Here is a 23,988-nt window from a genome sequence, read left to right on the forward strand (position 1 = left end):
CACGCGGCTGATGCTGAACCTACCTGCAGGGGGTCAGCCGCGCAAGCCACCCAGGGTTTCCCGGGTGGCTGCCTGCAGCGCGGCAATGTCCGGACCTGCAGCCAGGATGCCACGGCTGGACGTTGCCAAGACCATCGGGTAGGCCTGTCCAAAGGTCTCCCGCAGATCGGACGGAGTGGCCCCCTGGGCCCCGAGCCCCGGGGCGAGGATCGGTCCACGCACCGGGCCGAGGTCTATGTCCAAATCGCCAAGGGCCGAACCTATGGTGGCGCCGACCACCAACCCCACCGAGCCCAAGGGCTCTTCGTAACGCTGGTTCTCCGCAGCAGCTGCAGCCACGATGCGGCGGGCCACCGAATCCCCGCCGCCGACGTGCTGGACGCTCCGGCCCTCAGGGTTGGACGTCAGCGCCAGGACAAAGACTCCCCTGCCGTGTTCGGCAGCGAGGTCCAAGGCCGGACGCAGGGACTCAAAACCGAGGTACGGGCTCAGCGTCACCGAGTCGGCGGCCAGGGAAGATCCGTCACGAAGCCAGGCATCGGCGTAGGCCGCCATGGTGGATCCGATATCCCCGCGCTTGGCATCGGCGATGCTGAGCACGCCTGCTTCGGCTGCTGCGGCCAGGGTCCGCTCCAGGACGGCCATGCCGGCCGACCCGTGGCGCTCATAGAGCGCCACTTGGGGCTTGACCGCGGCAGCGAGGGAAGCCACCGCCTCCACCACGGTGAGCGAGAAACGCTCCAGACCCGCGGCGTCGTCGTTCAGTCCCCAGGAGCCCAGCAACTGCGGGTGCGGATCGATGCCGACGCACAGCGGCCCCCGGGCTTCCATGGCCGCAGACAGCCGGGAGCCGAACGACTCAGGCATGTGCAGCTTCCAAAGAGGCGGTCAGGTTGGCGGCGTGCTCCTGCAGGCTGGTCACGGACCACTCGTAAGTACGGAGTGCTTCGATGGCCTGCACAGCGGCGTTGAACTCCGCCACCGTGGTGATGCACGGGATGCCGATGGACGTCGCGGCCGCACGGAGTTCGTAGCCGTCACTGCGGGCTTCGCCGCCGGACGGGGTGTTGAACACCATGTCGATTTCACCCGCGATGACAAGGTCCGCGATGGTGCCTTCACCCTCTGCGCTGCTTCCCTCGGCCACCTTGCGGACCGGCGTTGCCTGGATGCCGTTGCGGCGCAGGACGTCCGCGGTTCCGCCGGTGGAGACGATTTCGAAGCCGAGGTCAGAGAGCCGCTTGACGCCCATGATCACCGAGCGCTTATCGCGGTTGGCTACTGACACGAAGATCTTGCCTTCGGTGGGCAGGGCGTTGTTGGCACCGGACTGGCTCTTCGCGAACGCGGTATCGAAGTGCTTGTCGATGCCCATGACTTCACCGGTCGAACGCATTTCAGGGCCGAGCAGCGAGTCCACAACCTTGCCCTCAGGCGTGCGGAAGCGGCTGAAGGGCAGCACGGCTTCCTTCACGGCTACCGGAGCATCCAGGGGCAGGGTGGAGCCATCGCCGGTTTCCGGCAGCATCTTGTAGGCGCTGCGGAGCTGGTTGATGGTCACGCCGGTGCCGATCAGCGCGGCAGCCTTGGCCATCTGCACGCCCGTCGCCTTGGAGACGAACGGGACGGTGCGGGAGGCACGCGGGTTGGCTTCCAGGACGTACAGGACGTCGGAGGCCAGGGCGAACTGGATGTTGATGAGGCCGCGCACGCCGACGCCCTCGGCGATGGCGCGGGTAGCGGTCCGGACCCGCTCGATCACGTTGTTGCCCAGGGTGATCGGAGGCAGGACACAAGCGGAGTCACCGGAGTGGATACCGGCTTCTTCGATGTGCTCCATGATGCCGCCAAGGTACATGTCCGTTCCATCGAAGAGCGCGTCGACGTCGATTTCGACGGCGTCCTCCAGGAACCGGTCGATCAGCACGGGGTGGTCCGTGGTGATCTCCGTGGCGTTGGCAATGTAGCGGGAGAGGTTGGCCTCGTCGTAAACGATCTCCATGCCGCGGCCGCCCAGGACGTAGGACGGACGGACCAGCACCGGGTAGCCGATCTCGTCGGCGATCTTCTTGGCGTCCTCGAAGGAAACGGCGGTGCCGTTCTTGGGGGACGTCAGGCCGGCTTCGTCCAGGACGCGGGCGAAGGCACCGCGGTGCTCGGCAAGGTCAATCGCTTCCGGGGAAGTGCCCAGGATCGGCACGCCCGCGTCAGCAAGCTGCTGGGCAAGCTTCAGCGGGGTCTGGCCACCCAACTGGACAAAGACGCCCATGACGCCGCCGGTGCGTTCCTCGGCCGCGATGACCTCCAGCACGTCCTCGAGGGTCAGGGGTTCGAAGTAGAGGCGGGTGGAGATGTCATAGTCGGTGGAGACCGTCTCCGGGTTGCAGTTGACCATGACGGTCTCGTATCCGGCCTTGCGCAGCGCCATGGAGGCGTGGACGCAGGAGTAGTCGAACTCGATGCCTTGGCCGATGCGGTTGGGCCCGGAACCGAGAATGATCACCGAGGGCTTGGCGTGCAGGCTCACTTCATCTTCCTCGTCATATGCCGAGTAGTGGTACGGCGTGTAGGCCGCGAATTCGGCTGCACAGGTGTCGACGGTCTTGTAGACGGGACGGATGCCCAGTGCCTGGCGGACGCCGCGGACGACGGCCTCGGAGTTGTGCGTCAGGGCACCGATCTGCTCATCGGAGAAACCGTGGCGCTTGGCGTTGCGGAGCATGTCCTCGCTGAGGACACCGGCCTTGCGGATCCCGTGCGCGGTCTCGTTGAGCAGCTGCAGCTGGTCAAGGAACCAGGGGTCGATCTTGGTGGCTTCGTAGAGTTCCTCCACGGTGGCACCCCCGAGGAGCGCCCGCTGCACCTGGTACAGGCGTTCGGTGGTGGGACGCTTGGCCTTCTCAATGAGTTCGGCGACCTCATATTCGGGCACGGAGCTGAAGTCCAGCTGCGAACCCTTCTGTTCCAGGGAACGCAGGGCTTTCTGCAGGGCTTCTGTGAAGTTGCGGCCCATGGCCATGGCCTCGCCCACGGACTTCATGGTGGTGGTCAGCGTGTTGTCGGCTGCCGGGAACTTTTCGAAAGCGAAACGCGGAACCTTGACGACGACGTAGTCCAGCGTCGGCTCGAACGACGCCGGGGTCTTCTGCGTGATGTCGTTGGGGATTTCGTCCAGCGTGTAGCCGAGGGAAAGCTTGGTGGCGATCTTGGCGATGGCAAAGCCGGTGGCCTTCGATGCCAGGGCCGAGGAACGCGACACGCGCGGGTTCATCTCGATGACGACGACGCGTCCGGTATCCGGGTTGATGGCGAACTGGATGTTGCAGCCACCCGTGTCCACGCCCACCTCACGGATCACGGCAATGGCGACGTCGCGCAGCTTCTGGTACTCGCGGTCCGTCAGCGTGAGGGCCGGGGCCACCGTGATGGAATCGCCGGTGTGGACGCCCACGGGATCGAAGTTCTCGATGGAGCAGACAACAACGACGTTGTCGTTCTTGTCCCGCATCATCTCAAGCTCGTATTCCTTCCAGCCAAGGATGCTCTCTTCGAGCAGCACCTCGGTGGTGGGGCTGTACTGCAGGCCCTGACCGACGATCCGGCGGAGGTCGTCCTCGTTGTACGCCAGTCCGGAACCCAGGCCGCCCATGGTGAAGGACGGGCGGACAACCATCGGGTAGCCGAGGTCCTCGGCGGCTTTGAAGGCCTCGTCCATGGTGTGGATGATGTGGCTGCGGGCGGACTCGGCGCCGCAGCGCTCAACAACGCCCTTGAACTTCTCGCGGTCTTCGCCGAGCTCGATCGCGGCAATGTTCGCACCGATCAACTCCACGTTGTACTTCTCCAGTACACCGTTCTTATCCAAGGCGATGGCCGTGTTCAGGGCCGTCTGTCCACCAAGGGTGGGCAGGACGGCGTCGGGACGCTCCTTGGCAATGATCTTTTCGACCACCTCGGGAGTGATCGGCTCCACGTAGGTGGCATCGGCGAACTCGGGGTCCGTCATGATGGTGGCCGGGTTGGAGTTGACCAGGATGACCCGCAGCCCTTCGTCCTTCAGGACGCGCAGGGCCTGGGTGCCGGAGTAATCGAACTCGGCCGCCTGGCCGATGACGATCGGCCCGGAACCGATGACAAGGACGCTCTTGAGATCTGTACGCTTGGGCATTACTTGTTGTCCTCAGTCTTGTTTTGGTTCTTGGTTGCGGTGGCGCCGCCGGCTTTCGTTTCAGCCATGAGGTCGATGAAGCGGTCGAAGAGGTACGCGGCATCGTGCGGCCCTGCGGCCGCTTCGGGGTGGTACTGGACCGAGAACGCAGGGATGTCGAGGCAGGCGAGTCCCTCAACGACGTCGTCGTTCAGCGAGACGTGGCTGACTTCCACCCGGCCGTAGCGCTCTTCGGGTGCCACGGTGGCGCCGTTCAAGGGCGCATCAACAGCGAAGCCGTGGTTCTGTGAGGTGATTTCCACCTTGCCCGTGCGGCGGTCCATCACCGGCTGGTTGATGCCGCGGTGGCCGTACCGCAGCTTGTAGGTTCCGAACCCAAGGGCGCGCCCCAGGATCTGGTTTCCGAAGCAGATGCCGAAGTACGGCAGCTTCTCGTCCAGGACGGAGCGCAGCAACTTGACCTGGTGGTCGGCAGTGGCGGGGTCCCCGGGGCCGTTGGACATGAAGAAACCGTCGGGGTTGAGGGCGTTGACGTCCTCGAGCGTGGCGGTTGCCGGCAGGACATGCACCCGCACGCCGCGCTCGGCGAACCGGACGGGGGTCATCGCCTTGATACCGAGGTCGACGGCGGCAATGGAGAACCGCGGTTCGCCCTCCCAACCGTGGTCCTTGGGGTCCACCACGTAGGCTTCGTCGATGCTTACCTCTTCGGCAAGCGCCGAGCCTTCCATGGGGGCGCTTGCCAGCACGGTATCCAGCAGTTCCTTGTCGGACGCGTTGGCGGCTTCGCCGGAAAAGATCCCGGCGCGCATGGTCTTGTGCTCGCGGAGATGCCGGGTGATCGCACGGGTGTCAACGCCCTGGATGCCGACGATGCCTTGGGCGACGAGTTCTTCGTCGAGGCTCCGCTCGGACCGCCAGTTGGACGGGCGTCGTGCGGCGTCGCGGACGACGTAGCCCTCAACCCAGATCTTGCGCGATTCGGCGTCCTCGCCGTTGACGCCGGTGTTCCCGATGTGCGGCGCAGTTTGCACCACGAGCTGGCGGGCGTAGGAGGGATCGGTGATGGTCTCCTGGTAACCGGTCATGCCGGTGGCGAAGACCGCTTCGCCGAGCGCGGTGCCCTGGGCGCCGTAGCTCCGGCCGCGGAAAATACGGCCGTCTTCCAGCACCAATACGGCTGCTGAGGGGGTTGGTGAGGTGGCTGCGTTACTGTCCGTCACTTTATTACTTTCCACTATCGGCATCTGCCTGAGGGGCTGCGGAGGTCAATTCTTGTATGGCTTGGCGGAGGCGGTCCTGGTCGGCGGAGTTCCTCGACCTGAATCCTGTGTCCAGTTCACGGCTGCCCAGTTTCCAGCTGATAACAAGGAGCCCGTCCTTTTCGACGAACTTCCCTGCCATCCCGGAGGCCGAGCGGCTGTCAGTCAGGGCTTCCCGCGGTATGAACACCGGGGCTGCTCCGGGGCGGTCGAACAACACGCCTTCGGCGTGAACGCTCAGTTCCGCGTTGGTCCGGATTCCAAGGCCTTGGACAGCGATGCGGTCCAGCCAGTCACCGGCCGTGGTGGTGCTGACGTACTGACCGTCGGCCACCTCTGTGGCCGGCGTCAGTTGCCGTGGCACTTCCGGAAGGCGTTCGACGTCGGATTGTCGTCGGAGGCGGTTCCGCCACCCCAGGCCGATCATGGCCAGGGCGACTGCGATCAAGCCTGCGGTGACGAGCGCCGAGAGCAGTTGGGTGTCCACTAGGCGCCGCTGACTGCCCCGGTGGAATCCGGGGCCGGAACGGTTTCGGTGTAGCGGTACGGGGTGTTGAGCCGGCCGTTGAGGACGGTCGGGTGTCCTTTGAAGAAGGTTGCCACCACGGAACCGGGCAGTTCCCTGCCCGTGAACGGTGAATTGCGGCCCATGGTTGCCATCTTATGGGGATCAACGGTCCAGCGCGCAGCCGGGTCCACCAGGATGACGTTGGCCGGCTCCCCGGCCTCCAACGGACGGCCCTGGTCCGCCACCCTGCCGATGCGGGCCGGAGTGAAGGATGTGACCCTGGCAAAATCCGCCCACGTCATGAGGCCGGTTTCGATCATGGTCTCCTGGACTACGGACAGCGCAGTTTCCAGCCCGGTCATGCCCATGGCGGCCTGGGCCCACTCGCATTCCTTGTGCTCGCTGGGGTGCGGTGCGTGATCGGTGCCCACCACATCGATGGTCCCGTCGGCAAGGCCCTCCCGAAGTGCCTGCACATCCGCGTCCGTGCGCAGCGGCGGGTTCACCTTGTAGACGGGGTCGTAGCTGCGGACCAGTTCATCGGTCAGGATCAGGTGGTGCGGGGTGACCTCGGCAGTGACATTGATGCCGCGGGCCTTGGCCCAGCGCACGATTTCAACGCTTCCCGCAGTGGAGACGTGGCAAATGTGCAGGCGGGAACCGACGTGCTGGGTCAGCAGTACATCGCGGGCAATGATGCTTTCCTCGGCTACCGCCGGCCAGCCGGCCAGCCCGAGGACAGCCGAAACGGCGCCTTCGTTCATTTGTGCCCCGGCGGTCAGGCGGGGTTCCTGCGCGTGCTGGGCCACCACGCCGTCGAACGCCTTGACGTATTCCAGCGCGCGGCGCATCAGGACGGGATCATGCACGCAGATTCCGTCATCAGAGAACATGCGCACCTGGGCGCGGGAGTCGGCCATGGCACCGAGTTCGGCGAGTTGCTCCCCGGCGAGTCCCACCGTCACTGCGCCGACGGGCCGTACGTCCACCCAGCCCGATGCCCTTCCCAGGCTGTGGACCTGCTCCACCACACCGGCGGTGTCGGCCACCGGATTGCTGTTCGCCATGGCGTGGACGGCGGTGAAACCACCCAACGCGGCCGCACGGGTACCGGTTTCGACGGTCTCCGCATCTTCCCGGCCCGGTTCGCGAAGGTGGGTGTGGACATCAACCATGCCGGGCAGCGCAATCAGGCCTGCGGCGTCGATGACCGTGGCATCCCCGGCAGCAAGTCCGTTGCCCCTGGCCGCGATGACGCCGTCCCGGATCAGGAGGTCCTCGGCTGCACCGCCCAGGATGGCGGCTCCGCGGATCAAGTACGTGTTCGCGGCCATCAGTTGTTCTCCTTGGTGGGCTGGTTGCTTACGGGGGCGGTCGCTTCACGGGAATCCCCCGAAAGCAACAAGTACAGGGCGGCCATGCGGACCGATACGCCGTTCCGGACCTGGGCGAGCACGGTGGAACGGGGTGAATCCGCCGCGGCGGACGAGATTTCCAGGCCGCGGTTCATGGGACCGGGGTGCATGATGATGGTGTCCTTCATGCCGAGGTCGTCCAGCGTCCGCAGGCGGGCGTCGTCAAAGCCCCAACGGCGGGAATATTCACGGGTGGACGGGAAGAAGGACGCATTCATCCTCTCCCCCTGGACCCTGAGCATCATCATCGCGTCGACACCTGCTTCAAGGGTCTCGTCCAGGTTGTAGCTGACCTTGCAGGGCCACTGTTCGACGCCGACCGGCAGCAGCGTGGGAGGTGCCACGAGGGTGACCTCCGCGCCGAGGGTTCGCAGGAGCCACACATTTGAACGCGCCACGCGGGAGTGCAGGACGTCTCCGGCGATCGCGACGCGCATGCCCTTGAGGTCGGCGCCGGTGGATGCGACGCCCTTGATGCGCGACCAATGGCGGCGCATGGTGAAGGCGTCCAGCAGGGCCTGGGTGGGGTGTTCATGGGTGCCGTCACCGGCATTGACCACCGCCGCATCGATCCAGTCGGTGGCAGCCAGGCGGTGCGGCGCTCCGGAAGCCCAGTGCCGGATGACCACGGCGTCTGCACCCATCGCGGCCAAGGTCTGTGCGGTGTCCTTGAGGGACTCACCTTTGGAGACCGAGGAGCCCTTTGCCGCGAAGTTGATGACGTCGGCGGAGAGCCGCTTCGCCGCTGCTTCGAAGGAGATGCGGGTGCGGGTGGAATCTTCGAAGAAGAGGTTCACCACCGTCCTGCCGCGCAACGCGGGCAGCTTCTTGACTTCGCGCTCACCGACGGCAGACATTTCCTCGGCCGTATCAAGTATCCGGATTGCGTCGAAGCCGCTGAGGTTTTCCGTTGAGAGGAGATGCTTCACTTGCCTGCCTCGATGACTACCTCGTTGACCGGAGTTCCGTTCACGGAGTCGGTCTCTTCAAGATGTACGCGGACCTTCTCCGAGGACGACGTAGGAAGGTTCTTTCCCACATGGTCTGCGCGGATGGGGAGTTCACGGTGCCCCCTGTCCACCAGGACAGCCAGCCGGACGATGCGGGGGCGCCCGAGGTCCACCAAGGCGTCCAAAGCTGCGCGGATGGTCCGACCCGAGTAGAGGACGTCGTCAATAAGGACAACAACTTTGTTATCGATCCCGGACAGCGGCAGGCGTGTATGGTGCGGGGGTCGGGTGGGCTGGTGCGAGAGGTCGTCGCGGAACATAGTGACATCCAGTTGGCCCACTATTGTTTCGGCGTTGACGGCAGGATCAGCGGCGGCAATCTTATGGGCCAGCCGGACAGCCAGGGGATAACCACGGCTTGGGATACCCAGCAGGACCAGGTCCTGGGATCCCTTGTTGGCTTCAAGGATCTCGTGGGCGATACGAGTGAGCGCACGATCGATATCCGCCTGGTTGAGGACAACCCTGGACGGAACCTGCGCTGAAGTAACTTCAGTCATCGCTCGTCTCCCCTTTCCCCGCCTCACAGGACGGAATTAAAAAAGGAATATTTGCCTTCCAAAACTATCACAGCCACAGCGCCGGCCACCTGCCGCGTCCGTGGCCATGGGTGAGTTTAAGGTCACACCACAGGCGTGGCATAGGCTCGGACCCATGAGCAGCAACCAACCAGGCCGCCATGATGGACAACGGCCCTATCCCCGGCCGTTCGTGGAGCCCGGGGCCAACCCCACCTGGATCGGCCACATCCAGCCCGGCAACTACCAGCCCGCTCCGGGCAACCCCGCACCGTTGGGAAACCAATCGTGGGCAGTCGCACCCCAAGGCATGCAGCGCCGTTCAGCCGGTTTGCTGCCACTGCTCCTTGTCGGCGGCATCCTGGCCTTCGGCAGCCTTCTCCTGGTTGTTCCGTTCCTCCTGGGCAACACCGGGTTGGCGGGCTTCATCATCGGCTTCATCGCATCGCTGATTCCGCTGTCCATAGTCCTGCTGACGGTCCGGTGGATCGACCGCTGGGAGCCGGAACCCAAACGGCTTCTGTGGTTTGCCTTCACGTGGGGAGCGGCTGTCTCCATTGCGGCGACGCTCCTGATCCAACCGCTATTTGCCCTCGCGGCGCCCACCACCAGCGAGGACGCCTACAGCTACTTCATGGCCACCGTGCAGGCACCGATCGTCGAGGAGTTCAGTAAGTCGCTGGGACTCCTCCTGTTGATATTCGCCGCCCGGAAGTACTTCGACGGACCCGTTGACGGCGTCGTGTTCGCTTTCACCATCGCCGCGGGTTTCGCGTTCACCGAGAACATCCTCTATTTCGGACGGGAGATCGCTTCTTCGTCCGACCCCGGGACCGACCTTGTCCGGATCTTCATCCTCCGCGGCGTGATGTCTCCTTTTGCGCACGCAATATTCACGGGAACCACCGGCTTGATCATGGGTTTCGCGGCGAGGAAGTGGCACTCGGGGTACGCGGTTCTGGCGTTCTTCGTGGGCCTGTTGCCTGCGATGTTCCTGCATAACCGCTGGAACAGCATGGGCCAGGGATTCCTGGTTGAATACTTCGTCGTCCAGGTCCCCATCTTCCTGGTGGCCGTCCTTGGAATAGTCTTCCTTCGCATGGCCGAAGGAAAACTGACCCGTCAACGGTTGCTGGAATATGCCCGCGCCGGGTGGTTCACGCCGGCGGAGGTGGACATGCTGGCTACACCCCGGGGCAGGCGCCAGGCCCTTGGCTGGGCATCCTCACGCGGCCGGGCCGCACAGATGCGGGCGTTCATCAAGGCGGCGACGTCCCTCGCCTTCACCCGCCAGCGCATCCTCAGCGGCAGGGACGTCCATGTCCACCAACACGATGAACTTGAACAGCTGCGCCGGATACCCGGGCTACGGTCAGCGGTGCTCCTGTAACCGTTCATAACGCAGAATGCCCCTTGGAGTCCGGACTGGCCGGATTCCAAGGGGCACCAAGTATGCAGAAGTAAATCGGTTCTTACGCCAACAGCGACGGCTTGAGCTTCTGCAAGCGGCCCAGCAAACCGTTGATGAAGGCCGGGGACTCGTCCGTGGACATGGTCTTCGCCAAGGCTACGGCCTCGCTCACAGCGACCCCATCGGGAACGTCGTCGTTGTAAAGAAGTTCCCACGTACCAATGCGGAGGATGATGCGATCCACCGCCGGCATGCGTTCAAGAGTCCAGCCCTGCGCATAGGTTTGCAGGAACTCGTCGATGGTGGGCTGCATGGAGACAACCCCCTCCACGATTTCGACCGTGTACGGATTCACAACAAGGTCAGTCTTCTCCCGACGCGCCTTGAGCGCATCAAAAGCTGAAACCGAGCGCTGCTCAGCCTCAAAAAGTACTTCAAGTGCCCTGTTACGGGCCTTACCGCGGGCACTCACTAGTCGTTGACCCTGCCCAGGTAGCTGCCATCACGGGTATCAACCTTGACCTTGGTGCCCTGCTCGACGAACAGCGGAACCTGGATCTCGTAACCGGTCTCCACAGTTGCAGGCTTGGTGCCTGCGGAGGAACGGTCACCCTGGAGACCCGGCTCGGTGTAGGTGATCTCCAGCACGACGCTCGGCGGAAGCTCGATGTAAAGCGGGGTGCCTTCGTGGATGGCGATGTTGACCATCTGGTTCTCAAGCATGAAGTTGGTGGCGTCACCGACTGTCGCGCCCGAAACGTGGATTTGGTCGTAATCGCTGGTGTCCATGAAGACGAAGTCTTCGCCGTCCTGGTACAGGTACTGGTAGTCGCGCCGGTCGACAGTTGCGGTTTCGATCTTGAGGCCGGCGTTGAACGTCTTGTCCACTACCTTGCCGGACATAACATTCCGCATCTTGGTTCGAACGAAGGCGCCGCCCTTGCCCGGCTTGACGTGCTGGAACTCAATGACGTTCCAGAGCTGGCCCTCGAGCTTCAGTACGGTTCCGTTCTTGATGTCGTTTGTGGTTGCCACTCGTATCCTCTGGTTAATTTCACTGGTCCTGGCTGATGTCCAGCTTCCAGCCGTATGCCAAGCCGGCACGCCACATTGGCCGGCCAGCGCGTATTTATCAAAAATCCATGAACCATTCTACCGGCAAACGGAGGGCGGCACGCGCGGGGTTTCCACAACGATGCTTAGGAAGCGAGCTCCAGGACATTGCGTGCCCGTTGCAGGGCCACTGCCGAGGAGTAGATCAAGGCCGCGTCGGCGGACATTGCCACGCGGAGGTCGAGGGCCTTTGCAAAGGCTTCGGACGCGGCAAGCGCATTGCCGCTGACGAAGTACGCGCGCCCAAGGTACTGATGGACGACGGCCTCTTTTGAGCTGCCCTGCACTTCATGAAGCAACTGCTTGTACAGCTGGATCGCCCGGTCCATGCGGTTGGTGGCACGGTGGACCTCTGCCTCGAAAATTCGGAGGCGGAACGACTCGGGATTCTTGTACCGGGCTTCTGCCAACAATTCGGCTGCTTCCTTGGGCTGGTTGTCCAGGAGCAAAGCCATGATGCGGTCCGCGGGGTCCACCGAGGCAGCCAGCGCCGTCTCCAGCGCATCCTCATTGACAACCACCGGCAACAACGTGTCCGGATTCATCCGTACCCCGGGGAATCCGGCAGTAGGCCAATCGCTGATGCCTTCAGCCAAAGTGGCGGTCATGATGCGATCTCCTGGTAGGCGGCGAAGAGCAGCGAAGTGTCCGGAACATCGAGGATGCCGGGCTTGGCGATGCCATCAAGGACAACGAAGCGGAGGAGGTCGCCGCGGGACTTCTTATCCCGGCGCATTCCGTCCAGGAGACCCTGCCAGCGGTCCCTGCGGTAGGTGATCGGCAGGCCAAGACTTTCCAGGATGGTGCGGTGGCGGTCAGCGTCGGCGTCTGAAAGGCGGCCAACGCTGCGCGACAGCTCTGCCGCGAACATCATGCCGACCGACACAGCTGCGCCGTGCCTCCAGGAGTACCGTTCCACAAGCTCGATCGCGTGGCCCAGGGTGTGGCCGTAGTTAAGGATCTCCCGGAGTCCGGATTCCTTCAGGTCCTGCGACACCACGTTGGCTTTGACCGCAATGGCACGCTCAATCAACTCACGGACCACCTCGGACCCGGGATCAGTGACGGCGTCCGTATTTTTCTCAAGGAGGTCAAGGATGGCGGGATCGGCAATGAACCCGCACTTGATGACCTCGGCCATGCCGGAAACAAGTTCGTTCCTAGGGAGGGTCTGGAGCGTATCCAGGTCAGCCAGGACGGCGGCAGGCGGGTGGAAGGAGCCCACGAGGTTCTTGCCTTCGGCGGTGTTGATTCCGGTCTTGCCGCCAACGGCTGCATCGACCATGCCCAACAGCGAGGTCGGCATGTGGATGACTTTGACACCCCGCAACCACGTAGCCGCTACGAAACCGGCGAGGTCCGTTACGGCTCCGCCGCCAACAGCCACGATCGCGTCGGAACGGGTGAAGTCGTTTTGTCCCAGCACCTGCCAGCAGAAGGCGGCAACCTGAATGTGCTTTCCCTCTTCGGCGTCGGGGATTTCGGCCGTCAGGGCGGTGAAGCCGGCAGACTCAAGTTCGTCCCGGACAGTGTCGCCGGTCAGCCTGAGGGCACGAGGGTGGATCACCAGGACCCGGCGAACCCGCTCCCCCAGCTTTTCGGGCAGCGTTTCCAACAGCCCGCGGCCCACCACGACGTCGTAGTTCTCCGACGCGGATTCTCCCGTGACCTTGATGACAGTTGCTTCGTTGCTCACTTCTCAGCTTCCTTTTCCAGGGCTGCGTGCTCGCGCAGCCGCTCCTCCAGCCGGAGGGCGATTTCCGCTACGGATCCGGAACGAACATCCATGACGATATCTGCCAGGCGCTCATAGACGGGCTGCCTCGCGGCAAACAACGCTTCCCAACGGGACATTGCATCGCCTTGCAGCAGTGGCCTTGCCGTATTCCTGGCAATCCGGTCCGCAACTGTGGCAGCGTCACATTCCAGGTAGATAACAGTGCATTCTTCGAGCAACTGCTGAGTCCCGGAATCCAGGACGGCGCCACCACCCAAGGATATGACGGTTTGGCGCTGTTTGGCGGCTTCTATGGCCTTTGCCACAGTCCGGGCTTCGATTTCGCGGAAGGCATGCTCTCCCCGACCCGCGAAAATATCGGCAATGCTGCCATGGGCAGCAACCACCACCGCGTCGGTATCCACGTACGGTATGTCCAGCTGCTGCGCCAACTGCTGGCCGATGGCTGACTTCCCTACCGCCATTGGTCCGATGAGGACAAGTGGGCGCGCAAAAGTGCCGCCCGCCATGACGGGAGCCACTAGCGTCCGACCGAGTCCAAGGTTGCCGGGATGCTGTTCAGGTAGCCCTGGAGGTTGCGCGTGGTTTCCGCCACCGAGTCACCACCGAACTTTTCCATGACGGCTTCCGCGAGCACCAGGGCCACCATTGCTTCGGCTACGACGCCTGCAGCAGGCACGGCACAGACGTCAGAACGCTGGTGATGCGCCTTGGCCGGCTCGCCGGTGCTCACGTCGATGGTGCGCAGGGCACGAGGAACAGTCGCAATGGGCTTCATGGCCGCACGGACACGGAGTACCTCGCCGATGCTCATGCCACCTTCGATGCCACCTGCACGGTTCGTCCGGCGGACAATCTTGCCGTCTTCATCCTTGACGATCTCGTCGTGCGCGGCGGAGCCCCGCCGGGCAGCGGTGAGGAAACCATCGCCCACTTCGACGCCCTTGATGGCCTGGATGCCCATCAGGGCGGCAGCCAACCGGGAATCGAGGCGGCGGTCCCAATGGACGTAGCTGCCCAACCCCGGCGGAAGTCCGTAGGCCAGTACTTCGACGACACCGCCAAGGGTCTCGCCTTCCTTATGGGCTGCGTCCACCTCGGCCACCATGGCGTCGGACGTCTCACGATCAAAGCAACGCAACGGATCCGCATCCAAAGCAATGACATCGGACGGCGACGGCAACGGACGGCCTTCAGGAACGGACACACTGGCGATGGAGACTGTGTGGCTGACCAGTTCAATTCCCAGTTGCTTCAGGAACTGGGCGGCGACGGTTCCAAGGGCTACGCGCGTGGCCGTTTCCCGGGCACTGGCTCGTTCCAGGACCGGACGGGCCTCATCGAAGCCGTACTTCTGCATGCCGGTGAAGTCAGCATGCCCCGGACGGGGACGGGTCAGGGGCGCATTGCGTGCCTGGTCCGCCAGAAGCCCGGCGTCCACGGGGTCGGCCGACATGATCTGTTCCCATTTGGGCCATTCGGTATTGCCGACCTGGATGGCAACCGGACCGCCCTGGGTGATGCCGTGGCGGACACCGCCGACGATCGTTACTTCATCCTGCTCGAACTTCATGCGGGCACCGCGGCCGTAGCCAAGCCGACGGCGGGCCAAGGCGTCACGGATCTGCCCGCTGGTGAGTTCAACACCGGCCGGCACGCCTTCAACAATTCCGATCAGAGCCGGACCGTGGGATTCACCGGCTGTCAACCAACGCAACATATAACCAATCCTGCCATGTAAGGCCTCTAGAAGACTCGTCGGGGAAGTCCGACTGAGTCGCACATCACATCTATGACGGCGCTATCCATCGTGCAGCCGCTGAAAAGCCGGATCTGCTCTGCCGCCTGGTACATCAGCATCTCCAGGCCCGGGACCACGACTCCCCCATGCCGGTGCCATTGCTCGGCCAGCCGGCTGGGCCAGGGATCGTAGGCCACATCCAGCAACACCCCGCCCGAGGTTCCGGGCAGGGCGCCAAGTTCATCTGCCAGGCCATCCGCTGCCCGCGGCGGGAAGGTGGAAATCACCAGGTCCGAACCGGCTATGGCGGTTGCCGCCTGGACCAGCGGCCTGACGGACAAGCCGATTCCGACGGCGGCAGCAGCGGCTTCGGCGTCGCTGGCCCGGGAGACATCGCGGACAAAGACGTCAACGTGGTCGGCTCCCAACCCGCGGAGTGCCGCAATCGCGGCTGCAGAGGTTCCGCCGCCGCCCAGCACCGCGCCATGGGGGCTCGTCGCGACGCCGGCGTACCTGACCGCCTCCACGATCCCCGCAACGTCCGTGTTGTACCCGACCCGCCGGACCGAACCGCCGTCGTTCTCGAAAGCAACGGTGTTGAGGACGCCCAAGTGGGCTGCCGCTCCCCTGACCTCGTCAACTTCCCTGACCATTGCGGTTTTCAACGGCATGGTGACCGAAAGGCCGCACCATGACTCGTCCGCACGGACCGATTCCATGAATGCCGGAAGCATGTCCGCCGTCAGGTCAATTGCGGTGTAACCGATGTCCACGCCCAGCTTTGCGTAGGCCGCAGTATGCATCGCCGGGGATTTTGAATGTGAGATCGGGTGCCCGAGAACTGCTGCCCGGCGGCTCACACGCACCGACCCGCGTTGGCCGCACACCATGCGTTGTACTGCTCAACGTAGGTGCTGTGCTCGGCCAGCGTCTTGGAGAACTTGGTCTCCTTGGTGTCCAGGTTGATGGTTACCCAGTAGAGGTAATCGTTGGGCGTGGGTTTGGCGGCCGCGTCGATGGCAGTCTTGCCCGGCGAACCGATCGGCCCGGCGGGCAGGCCCGTATTCGCATAGGTGTTGTACGTGTTGGACTTGTCCGCCTTCTCTTCCTCGGTGAGGTGGAAGGACTTCTTGCCCAGCCCATAAGTCACCGTGGCGTCCGACTGGATGAGGCCGTTCGTTTCCGTGTTATTGGGCTTCAGGCGGTTATAGATGGCGCCGGCGACGTTTCCGTAGTCCGCCTGGCCACCCTCGGCCTGGACGATGCTGGCGATCGTCACAACGTCATACTGCTTGGCGGGATCGGTGATTCCCTGGGCCTTGAGCTCATCCAACGTGGCAGTGACCAGCGTCTGGATGATGTCCTTGCCGGAGGTTCCCAGGGGGAAACGGTATTCACCGGGGGCCAGGAAGCCCTCAAGGTTCTTTGCCTTGGCAGGGAGCCCGAACTGGCTGGGCGCCTGGTTGAAACCGTTCAGCTGCTGAAGGGGAATTCCGGATCCCTTGGAAATGGCCTCGAGGGACTCGTTGATACGCAGGCCCGCGCTCAAAGCAAAGTAGATGACTTTGGAGGCGTCCTTGTTGGACAGGACTGCCACGGCGTCGGAATTCTTCATTTCGGTGCGGAAAGTGAACTCGCCCGGCGACAATTCGCCGCCTTCGCTGAGGAACGCTTTCACGAAGGTATCCGGGTCGGCAACCACCTTGTTCGCAGCGAGTTCCGCGGCCACCTGTTTGGGGCCGGCTCCCTCGGGAACGGTGATGGTGACGGAGCCGGTGCCCGGTCCGGGGTAATCCGTCACCTTGTCCATACCCAGAAGCGGCTTGAGGAACTGCGCACCCACCACAATGGCGGTGACGAAGACAGCCAGCGTGATCAGCAGAGCCAGAACCCGACGGCGGCGGCGGGCCTTGCGGGCAGCGGCCTTCGAAACGGGGGTTTCTACCGTGGTGATGAGCTCATGCGCGTGGTCATCATGGGCGTGCGCGTCATGATGGTCATCGTGGTGCTCTGCGTAACCGTGGTGGACTGCACCGTCGTGGTGCTCTGCGTAACCGTGGTGGGCAGCGCCGTCGTGGTGGGCTGCGTCGTCGTGGTGGGCTGCGTCGTCGTGGTGGGCAGCATCCGCATGGTGGTCCGCGCCATCGTGGGCTGCGCCATCCTGATGCACAGAACCATCGTGCCCAGCGCGGTCCTGGCCCGGGGCTGCTTCGGGAACCGCCGGAAGGCTCGTAGTGGCCGCACCATGGGCCTGGGTCTCGTCGTGCGGCTCGGGCTCGCGCTCCGGGGCTGCTGGAGCGACCTTAGGTGCGGCTGCCGGGGCGGGAGGCACCACTGGCTCGCGCTGGGGCGCCGGCGCCGCTTGGACATCCCGTCGTACAGCTGCGGCATTGGGGACCGCAGGTACAGGACGGGGAAGGTCCGGCTCATCCGCAGCCGGGGCACCGGCCGCTCCTGGAGTCGCTTCCGGAACGGGTACGACGTTTTGGTTCTGCGTGGCGAGGAATCGCTCGCGTGCCCGCAGTTCTTTGCGGGTCAGCGGCATACTGCCGCCACCGGTGCTGGAGGGGTCGTTATTGACCGGGCTCACAGTTGCAGTCCCCTCGTAGAAGAATCAGGTTGGCTGCCTGAGGAGGCCGGCAGTGTTGGGGCACCGCCTGATGCATCGGACTGCGACGGCGCCTGCACGCGGCGGCCAACGTCCGTTCCTCTGGCTTTTTGCATGTCGATCGCGTGCTGCAGTATTCCAGCAGCAGCAACCTGATCAACCACTTTACGGTGGTTCTTGCTGCTCATGCCAGCTTCACGCAGGTTGCGGTGCGCCGTCACGGTGGTCAAGCGCTCGTCGACCAAGTTGACCGGCACCCTCACACCCGCCTGGACCAACGCGTCCGCGAGCAGCTCGGCGTACTCCACAGCCATCTGAGCTGAGCCGCGCTCCTCGCCCTTCATGGTCCGTGGCAGGCCCACGAAAACCTGGACTGCCCCCTGCTCGATGACATGCTTCACCAGGACCCGGACGTCCGAGTTCTTCTTGAGGTCACGGCTGAGGGTCTTGAGCGGGGAGGCAAGGATTCCATCGGGATCGCACATGGCGACCCCAACCCTGACGGTGCCGACGTCCACCCCCAGCTTGGTGCCGCGGGGATAGACGCCGGCATCGGTAGTGGAACTCACAATCAGCGCTTGGCTATCGCGTCAAGCACGGCTGCAAGGGCATCGGAGACCTTTGCAGCGTCGGTGCCGCCGCCTTGGGCAACGTCGTCCTTGCCGCCGCCACCACCACCGAGGATCCCGGCAGCGAGTCGAACCAGCGCACCGGCTTTGACACCCGCCTCGCGGGCTGCCTCATTAGTGGCAACGAGGATGATGGGACGATCGTTGCTCACGCCGGCCACGGCCACCGTTGAGGCTTCCGAACCCAGGCGGTTGCGAAGGTCGAGGGCCAGGTTGCGGAGGTCATCCGCGCCGCCGACCTGGCCGGCGTCGTGGGCAACCACGCGTACGCCTGCGGCGTCGCGGGCCGAACCCACCAAGTTGGCCGCTGCAGCTGCCAGCTGTTCCTTGCGGAGCCGGTCAAGTTCCTTCTCGGTCGCCTTCAACTTGTTCAGGGTGCTGGCGATACGGTCCGCCAGTTGTCCGGACGGTACCTTCAGCAGCTCGGTGAGCTCGGTGACGAGGGCGCGTTCGGCAGCCAGGTGCCGGAAGGCATCCAAGCCCACGAACGCCTCAACGCGGCGGTTTCCGGATCCGACAGACTGCTCGCCCAAGAGCGAGAGGCTGCCGATCAACGAGGTGTTGGAGACGTGGGTGCCACCGCACAACTCACGCGACCACGCGCCGTCGATCTCCACAACCCTGACTTCGCTGCCGTAGTTCTCGCCGAACAGAGCCATGGCGCCCAGCGCTTTTGCTTCGGCAAGGCCCATGACCTTGGTGTCGACGCGGAAGTTATTGCGGATCGCGATGTTGGAAACTTCCTCAATCTCCGAGCGCGTGGCAGCGCTCAGCCCTTCGCCCCAGGCGAAGTCAAAGCGGAGGTAGCCGGCCTTGTTGAACGAACCGCGCTGGGTTGCTTCCGGCCCCAGGATCTGATGCAGGGCGGCGTGCACAATATGCGTTCCAGTGTGTGCCTGCTCAGCGGCGTGGCGGCGTTCACGGTCGACGGCGGCACGAACCACGGCGTCGCCGGCAATTTCACCTTCACGAACAATCGCCTTATGGACGCTCAGTCCCTTGACGGGACGCTGGACATCGAGGACCTCGACGACGAAGCCGTCGCCGGTGATCAGGCCCGTATCCGCAGCCTGCCCGCCGGCCTCGGCGTAGAACGGCGTTTCGTTGAGGACCAGCTCGATCTCGTCGCCTGTGGAGGCATGGGCAACCCGCTGGCCGCCGCTGACAATGCCCCGGACCTTCGACTCACCTTCCAGTTCTTCGTACCCGGTGAAGACGGTTTCACCTTCACCCAGCATTTCCTGGTAAGCGCTGAGGTCGGCATGGCCGCCCTTCTTGCCTTTGGCATCTGCCTGGGCACGCTGGCGCTGCTCGAGCATGAGGGCGCGGAATCCGGCCTCATCAACCTTCAGGCCCGCTTCCTCGGCCATCTCCAAGGTCAGGTCGATCGGGAAGCCGTACGTGTCATGGAGGGTAAAGGCTTCGGCACCGGACAGCGGAACGCCGGCGGCCTTGGATTCCGCTACGGCATCTTCCAGCCGTGCGGTGCCTGAGGCGATGGTGCGGAGGAATGCCTTTTCTTCGGCGTAGGCGATGCGGCTGATCCGGGCGAAGTCCGTCTCGACCACGGGGTAGACGCCCTTCATGGCATCGCGGGAGACCGGGAGCAACTCGGGGAGGCAGGCGGACTCCACACCCAGCAGGCGCATGGCCCGGACGGCGCGGCGGATCAAACGACGAAGAACGTAGCCACGGCCTTCATTCGACGGGGCAACCCCGTCGGCAATGAGCATCAGGGCGGAACGGATGTGGTCTGCAACAACACGCATACGGACGTCGTCGGTGTGGTGCGGATCTTCATCGGTTTCGGCGGAAGTGTATTCCTTGCCGGAGAGTTCGGCTGCCTTGTCAATCACGGGCCGGACCTGGTCGGTCTCGTACATGTTCTCGACGCCCTGGAGGATCATCGCAAGACGCTCCATGCCCAGGCCGGTGTCGATGTTCTTGTTGGGCAGTTCGCCAACGATGTCGAAGTCCACCTTGGAGCGGACGTTCTCGATCTGGTACTGCATGAACACGAGGTTCCAGATCTCGATGTAACGGTTCTCGTCGGCAACAGGGCCGCCCTCGACACCGTAGTCCGGACCACGGTCGTAGTAGATTTCCGAGCAGGGACCTGCAGGACCGGGCTGGCCGGTGTGCCAGTAGTTATCCGACTTGCCCATCTTCTGGATGCGCTCGGCAGGGATCGCCGTGTTCTTGAGCCACAGCTCCTTGGCTTCGTCGTCTTCCTCGTAGACAGTCACCCAGAGGCGTTCGGCCGGAAGTCCGTAGCCGCCGTCGTCGACGCTCTTGGTGAGCAGCTCGAAAGCGAACTTGATGGCGTCTTCCTTGAAGTAGTCGCCGAAGGAGAAGTTGCCGCACATCTGGAAGAACGTGCCGTGGCGGGCGGTCTTGCCGACTTCTTCGATGTCGCCTGTGCGGATGCACTTCTGGACACTGGTTGCCCGGCTGTAGGGCGGCTCTTCGCGCGCGGTGAGGTAAGGGATGAACGGCACCATTCCGGCCACAGTGAAGAGAAGTGACGGGTCGCTGGAAACGAGCGACGCGGAGGGAACGGCTGTGTGACCCTTGCTGACAAAAAAGTCCACCCAGCGCTTGGTGATCTCCTGCGACTTCATTGGCTGATTACTTACCCTTCTCAATTCACTGCACATGTTGTGCGCGGTTCCGGCCGGTGCCGTTCCGCAGCTATCCATTCTGCCCTGTTGCGGGCCCGCGTGCGAACCTGCCGCTACCGCTTGCCGGAGTCCGGGGCGTCGATCCCCAGGGCCGACCTCAGGTCCGCCTCCCGTTCGTGCATGCCTGCACGGACAGCATCGGCGAAATCGAACAAGCCATCTGCCAGGCGTCCGACTGCCCGGTTCAGCCCGTCAGGACCGATGTTCGCCTGCGCTTCGGTGACCTTCCGGAAGGCAATGACACCGATGGCAACGCCGATTCCCATCCAAACAATTCTCTTCACGACGTGTCTCCCTTGAGTATTCAGGCTGCAGTCAAGCGGCCGTGCGGATTCAGCGGCTGCGGCGGCCGGAGGACGTTGTGCGCTTGGATGCGAGAGCAGAGCGCACGCCATAACTGAAAGCGGCTACCTTGATCAGCGGAGAACCCACAGTTGCCGCAACCAGCGACGACAAGGCAGAGATGTTCGCGGAGGCGTCCGAGACGTTCGACGCGATGCCATCAACCTTCTTCAGTTGCTGGTTGGTGGTGGAAACGGTCGCTGTCACCTCGTCCATGAGGGGCGTCGCGCCGTCGCTGATGGAACGGATGGACGTACGGACTTCGTCAAAGACGCCGCCCAGCTTCAGGATAGGCACTGCCAGCAACAGAACCAGGAGCGCAAAAACCCCTGCTGCAATCAGGCCGGCGATGTCGCCACCAGACATAGAACTCATCTCCTAGGGTCGTTGCACTGCCTCAACCCGCCTTCGCGGCGGCCAAGGCCTCCCCCAGTACATTACAGACAAAGGAAGCCTCGCCTCACCTGCGAAGCATGGGGTTCAAAGACAAAGAAGCCCGCGGCTTGGCCACGGGCTTCTTTGGATACGCTGCTGAAATTTAGCGTGCGTAGAATTCGACGACGAGCTGCTCTTCGCAGATCACGGGGACCTCAGAGCGCTTCGGGCGGCGAACCAGGCGTGCCTGCAGGGCGTCGATCTTGACGTCCAGGTACGGCGGGGTGGTGGCCAGGACGTGGGCACCGGCAGCTGCTGCCTGGAACGGAGCCATGACCTCGGAGCGGCTGTGGACGTGGATGAGCTGGCCTTCGCCGACGCGGAAGGACGGGCGGTCAACGCGGACGCCGTCAACCAGGATGTGGCGGTGCACAACCAGCTGGCGGGCCTGTGCGATGGTGCGGGCGAAACCTGCACGGAGCACGAGGGCGTCGAGGCGCATTTCCAGCAGCTCAACGAGGTTTTCACCGGTCAGGCCCTTGGTGCGGCGTGCTTCTTCGAAGGCACGGGTCATCTGGGCTTCACGGATGCCGTACTGGGCGCGCAGGCGCTGCTTTTCGCGCAGACGAACGGCGTAGTCGGAATCCTGCTTCTTGCGGGCACGGCCATGCTCACCGGGGCCGTACGGGCGGCGCTCCATGTACTTGGCGGCCTTGGGGGTCAGAGCGATGCCGAGTGCACGCGAAAGGCGTGCGGTACGGCGAGCACGAGTGTTGTTAGCCACTTGTGTCCTTCCAAATTACTGCGGTGTGTTGGTGTTACTGGCCTCCATCAGGGAGAGCATCGGCCAACCGCTGCCACTTGCTACTGGCCCACGGCACAGCACCATCGAAGAAATCTTCAGGGATTTGTGCGTCGGGTCATGCCAGACAAAGAAATATCCTACCACGCAGCGCCTACCCCGCAGGAACCCGGAGCCGGCGCCGGGCCTTGGGGGTTATTGCCCCCGCACTATCCGGCGCAAGCGTTCCAGCCTCGCGGCGATGTCCCGCTCAGCCCCGTTGGCCGTGGGCTGGTAGTAGTCCTTGCCGACGAGGTCGTCCGGCGGGTACTGCTGCGTTGCCACGCCGTGCGGCTCATCATGGGCGTACTTGTAGCTCTTGCCATGGCCGAGTTGCTTGGCGCCCGGGTAGTGGGCATCCCGCAAATGCATGGGGATGCTTCCACCGTATCCTGCCCGGACATCGGCTATGGCCTTGTTGATGCCCATATACGCCGCATTGGATTTGGGCGCGGTTGCCAGGTGGACCACCGCTTCGGCCAGGATGATCCTGCCCTCCGGCATGCCGATCAACTGAACCGCCTGGGCTGCTGCCACAGCCGTCTGCAGCGCGGTGGGATCCGCCATGCCGATGTCTTCCGCTGCCGAGATCACAATGCGGCGCGCCACGAAGCGCGGGTCCTCCCCCGCTTCGAGCATGCGGGCCAGGTAATGCAGCGAAGCATCGACGTCCGAGCCCCTGATGGACTTGATGAATGCGCTGGCGACGTCATAGTGCTGGTCACCGGCACGGTCATAACGGACAGCCGCGGCGTCAAGGGCCCGCTCCGTGTGGCGCAGTTCCACCAGCACGGGAGCATCCGGTGCGCCGTCGCCGGCGAGGCCGGGTTCGCCGTCGTCGGTGGCGGGCATCTCAGGCCCGACGGCGTCAGCGTCACCGAACGCTACTCCCGCGGCCGCCTCCAAAGCGGTCAGGGCCCTGCGGGCGTCGCCGCCGGACAGGCGGACCAAATGCTCCAAGGCTTCTTCGCTGAGTTCCACGCGGCCTGCAAGTCCGCGGGCGTCCGCGACTGCACGCTGCAGCAAACCTGAAATGTCGTCATCCGTCAGGGGTTTCAGGGTCAGAAGGAGCGACCGGGAGAGCAGCGGCGAAACAACTGAAAAGGACGGGTTCTCCGTAGTTGCGGCCACGAGGACTACCCAGCGGTTCTCGACGCCGGGCAACAAGGCGTCCTGCTGCGCTTTGTTGAACCGGTGGATTTCGTCAAGGAACAGGACGGTCGTCTTCTTGTAGAGGTCCCTTGCGGTCAAAGCCTCGTCCATCACGCGCCGGACGTCCTTGACGCCGGCAGTGATCGCGGACAGCTCAACGAATTTCCGCCCGGGCCCCCTGGCGATCACGTGCGCCAAGGTGGTCTTACCTGTTCCGGGAGGTCCCCACAAGATGACCGAACTGGGGCCGGCGGGACCTGAGGCCTCGGCTCCGGCCGCCAACTGCCGCAGCGGCGATCCGTGACCCAGTAAATGTTGCTGGCCCACGACGTCGTCCAAGGTCCGCGGCCGCATCCGCACGGCAAGGGGGCTACGCTGCGAAGCCATCCAGCCGGCGTCAGTGAGAGGTCCCGCGGCGGCGGAGTCCTCTGACTCGTCATCACTGGCAGCGCCGGAACCAAAGAGATCTTCCACAT

The 23,988-nt window shown here is 63.9% G+C and carries 22 protein-coding genes; 1 reads left to right on the forward strand and 21 read right to left on the reverse strand.

The features are described 5' to 3' along the window. Window positions 1–33: 33 nt before the first annotated feature. Genes pyrF through pyrR form a run of 7 tightly spaced genes read right to left on the reverse strand, consistent with a single transcriptional unit; the run spans window position 34 to window position 8,863 of the window. Window positions 34–867, reverse strand: a complete 834-nt coding sequence (gene pyrF, locus QN084_RS00095) for an orotidine-5'-phosphate decarboxylase (RefSeq protein ID WP_069694556.1) — start codon at window positions 865–867, stop codon at window positions 34–36. Beyond that, entirely contained in the window at window positions 860–4,168 is a 3,309-nt protein-coding gene (carB, locus tag QN084_RS00100) for a carbamoyl-phosphate synthase large subunit (RefSeq protein WP_021470595.1), read from the reverse strand. The genes pyrF and carB overlap by 8 nt, the downstream gene beginning before the upstream one ends. Further along, complete coding sequence (gene carA / locus QN084_RS00105) at window positions 4,168–5,415, reverse strand: glutamine-hydrolyzing carbamoyl-phosphate synthase small subunit (RefSeq protein ID WP_031215971.1); 1,248 nt, start codon at window positions 5,413–5,415, stop codon at window positions 4,168–4,170. Before carA ends, carB begins: the two co-directional genes overlap by 1 nt. After that, window positions 5,396–5,917 carry a PH-like domain-containing protein gene (locus QN084_RS00110; RefSeq protein ID WP_083262072.1) on the reverse strand — a complete coding sequence of 174 codons (522 nt, stop codon included), beginning with the start codon at window positions 5,915–5,917 and terminating at the stop codon, window positions 5,396–5,398. The genes carA and QN084_RS00110 overlap by 20 nt, the downstream gene beginning before the upstream one ends. After that, on the reverse strand, window positions 5,917–7,272 hold the full coding sequence (locus tag QN084_RS00115) for a dihydroorotase (RefSeq protein WP_069694557.1): 1,356 nt from the start codon (window positions 7,270–7,272) through the stop codon (window positions 5,917–5,919). Before QN084_RS00115 ends, QN084_RS00110 begins: the two co-directional genes overlap by 1 nt. Further along, window positions 7,272–8,282: an aspartate carbamoyltransferase catalytic subunit gene (locus QN084_RS00120; RefSeq protein ID WP_021470599.1), complete on the reverse strand. Its 1,011-nt coding sequence runs from the start codon at window positions 8,280–8,282 to the stop codon at window positions 7,272–7,274. Before QN084_RS00120 ends, QN084_RS00115 begins: the two co-directional genes overlap by 1 nt. After that, window positions 8,279–8,863 carry a bifunctional pyr operon transcriptional regulator/uracil phosphoribosyltransferase PyrR gene (gene pyrR, locus QN084_RS00125; protein WP_069694558.1) on the reverse strand — a complete coding sequence of 195 codons (585 nt, stop codon included), beginning with the start codon at window positions 8,861–8,863 and terminating at the stop codon, window positions 8,279–8,281. Before pyrR ends, QN084_RS00120 begins: the two co-directional genes overlap by 4 nt. A 154-nt stretch (window positions 8,864–9,017) precedes the next feature. Here pyrR and QN084_RS00130 point away from each other — a divergent pair, with 154 nt between their 5' ends. After that, on the forward strand, window positions 9,018–10,271 hold the full coding sequence (locus QN084_RS00130) for a PrsW family intramembrane metalloprotease (RefSeq protein ID WP_170828604.1): 1,254 nt from the start codon (window positions 9,018–9,020) through the stop codon (window positions 10,269–10,271). Between the two features lie 82 nt (window positions 10,272–10,353). Here QN084_RS00130 and nusB read toward each other — a convergent pair whose 3' ends face one another. The 14 genes from nusB to QN084_RS00200 form a co-directional block, all read right to left on the reverse strand. Continuing rightward, window positions 10,354–10,764, reverse strand: coding sequence for a transcription antitermination factor NusB (gene nusB / locus QN084_RS00135; protein ID WP_021470602.1), 411 nt, complete (start codon window positions 10,762–10,764; stop codon window positions 10,354–10,356). Beyond that, window positions 10,764–11,327 (reverse strand): elongation factor P, encoded by a 564-nt coding sequence (efp, locus tag QN084_RS00140; RefSeq protein ID WP_021470603.1) that lies wholly within the window; start codon window positions 11,325–11,327, stop codon window positions 10,764–10,766. Before efp ends, nusB begins: the two co-directional genes overlap by 1 nt. A 164-nt stretch (window positions 11,328–11,491) precedes the next feature. After that, window positions 11,492–12,013, reverse strand: a complete 522-nt coding sequence (locus QN084_RS00145; protein WP_021470604.1) for a tetratricopeptide repeat protein — start codon at window positions 12,011–12,013, stop codon at window positions 11,492–11,494. Then, window positions 12,010–13,101, reverse strand: a complete 1,092-nt coding sequence (gene aroB, locus QN084_RS00150; protein ID WP_062096928.1) for a 3-dehydroquinate synthase — start codon at window positions 13,099–13,101, stop codon at window positions 12,010–12,012. The genes QN084_RS00145 and aroB overlap by 4 nt, the downstream gene beginning before the upstream one ends. Then, the gene (locus QN084_RS00155; RefSeq protein WP_225740021.1) at window positions 13,098–13,607 is read right to left on the reverse strand and encodes a shikimate kinase; all 510 of its coding nucleotides are present in this window, start codon (window positions 13,605–13,607) and stop codon (window positions 13,098–13,100) included. Before QN084_RS00155 ends, aroB begins: the two co-directional genes overlap by 4 nt. 56 nt (window positions 13,608–13,663) lie before the next feature. Then, window positions 13,664–14,863: a chorismate synthase gene (aroC, locus tag QN084_RS00160; RefSeq protein WP_021470607.1), complete on the reverse strand. Its 1,200-nt coding sequence runs from the start codon at window positions 14,861–14,863 to the stop codon at window positions 13,664–13,666. Window positions 14,864–14,889: 26 nt separating this feature from the next. Next, window positions 14,890–15,744 (reverse strand): shikimate dehydrogenase family protein, encoded by an 855-nt coding sequence (locus tag QN084_RS00165; protein WP_069694600.1) that lies wholly within the window; start codon window positions 15,742–15,744, stop codon window positions 14,890–14,892. Next, window positions 15,741–17,474 carry an endolytic transglycosylase MltG gene (gene mltG / locus QN084_RS00170; protein WP_069694559.1) on the reverse strand — a complete coding sequence of 578 codons (1,734 nt, stop codon included), beginning with the start codon at window positions 17,472–17,474 and terminating at the stop codon, window positions 15,741–15,743. Before mltG ends, QN084_RS00165 begins: the two co-directional genes overlap by 4 nt. Continuing rightward, window positions 17,471–18,061: a Holliday junction resolvase RuvX gene (ruvX, locus tag QN084_RS00175; protein ID WP_069694560.1), complete on the reverse strand. Its 591-nt coding sequence runs from the start codon at window positions 18,059–18,061 to the stop codon at window positions 17,471–17,473. The genes mltG and ruvX overlap by 4 nt, the downstream gene beginning before the upstream one ends. Before the next feature lie 2 nt (window positions 18,062–18,063). Next, window positions 18,064–20,742, reverse strand: coding sequence for an alanine--tRNA ligase (gene alaS, locus QN084_RS00180; protein ID WP_069694561.1), 2,679 nt, complete (start codon window positions 20,740–20,742; stop codon window positions 18,064–18,066). Window positions 20,743–20,855: 113 nt separating this feature from the next. After that, window positions 20,856–21,068 carry a hypothetical protein gene (locus QN084_RS00185; protein ID WP_021470612.1) on the reverse strand — a complete coding sequence of 71 codons (213 nt, stop codon included), beginning with the start codon at window positions 21,066–21,068 and terminating at the stop codon, window positions 20,856–20,858. 67 nt (window positions 21,069–21,135) lie between these two features. Next, entirely contained in the window at window positions 21,136–21,510 is a 375-nt protein-coding gene (locus QN084_RS00190; protein ID WP_021470613.1) for a DUF948 domain-containing protein, read from the reverse strand. A 172-nt stretch (window positions 21,511–21,682) separates the two neighbouring features. Continuing rightward, window positions 21,683–22,303: a 30S ribosomal protein S4 gene (gene rpsD, locus QN084_RS00195; protein WP_021470614.1), complete on the reverse strand. Its 621-nt coding sequence runs from the start codon at window positions 22,301–22,303 to the stop codon at window positions 21,683–21,685. 213 nt (window positions 22,304–22,516) lie between these two features. Next, on the reverse strand, window positions 22,517–23,986 hold the full coding sequence (locus tag QN084_RS00200) for a replication-associated recombination protein A (RefSeq protein ID WP_021470615.1): 1,470 nt from the start codon (window positions 23,984–23,986) through the stop codon (window positions 22,517–22,519). Between the last annotated feature and the right edge of the window lie 2 nt (window positions 23,987–23,988).

This window comes from Paenarthrobacter sp. R1, assembly GCF_030264015.1.
Classification (GTDB): Bacteria; Actinomycetota; Actinomycetes; order Actinomycetales; family Micrococcaceae; genus Arthrobacter; species Arthrobacter ureafaciens.

What these genes read in the sequence shown, in the direction of transcription:
- pyrF (WP_069694556.1), bottom strand. Translation starts at nt 867, where the DNA reads ATGCCTGAGTCGTTCGGCTCCCGGCTGTCTGCGGCCATGGAAGCCCGG.
- carB (WP_021470595.1), bottom strand. Translation starts at nt 4,168, where the DNA reads ATGCCCAAGCGTACAGATCTCAAGAGCGTCCTTGTCATCGGTTCCGGG.
- carA (WP_031215971.1), bottom strand. Translation starts at nt 5,415, where the DNA reads ATGCCGATAGTGGAAAGTAATAAAGTGACGGACAGTAACGCAGCCACC.
- QN084_RS00115 (WP_069694557.1), bottom strand. Translation starts at nt 7,272, where the DNA reads ATGGCCGCGAACACGTACTTGATCCGCGGAGCCGCCATCCTGGGCGGT.
- pyrR (WP_069694558.1), bottom strand. Translation starts at nt 8,863, where the DNA reads ATGACTGAAGTTACTTCAGCGCAGGTTCCGTCCAGGGTTGTCCTCAAC.
- QN084_RS00130 (WP_170828604.1), top strand. Translation starts at nt 9,018, where the DNA reads ATGAGCAGCAACCAACCAGGCCGCCATGATGGACAACGGCCCTATCCC.
- QN084_RS00145 (WP_021470604.1), bottom strand. Translation starts at nt 12,013, where the DNA reads ATGACCGCCACTTTGGCTGAAGGCATCAGCGATTGGCCTACTGCCGGA.
- QN084_RS00155 (WP_225740021.1), bottom strand. Translation starts at nt 13,607, where the DNA reads ATGGCGGTAGGGAAGTCAGCCATCGGCCAGCAGTTGGCGCAGCAGCTG.
- aroC (WP_021470607.1), bottom strand. Translation starts at nt 14,863, where the DNA reads ATGTTGCGTTGGTTGACAGCCGGTGAATCCCACGGTCCGGCTCTGATC.
- alaS (WP_069694561.1), bottom strand. Translation starts at nt 20,742, where the DNA reads ATGAAGTCGCAGGAGATCACCAAGCGCTGGGTGGACTTTTTTGTCAGC.
- QN084_RS00185 (WP_021470612.1), bottom strand. Translation starts at nt 21,068, where the DNA reads ATGGGAATCGGCGTTGCCATCGGTGTCATTGCCTTCCGGAAGGTCACC.
- QN084_RS00190 (WP_021470613.1), bottom strand. Translation starts at nt 21,510, where the DNA reads ATGTCTGGTGGCGACATCGCCGGCCTGATTGCAGCAGGGGTTTTTGCG.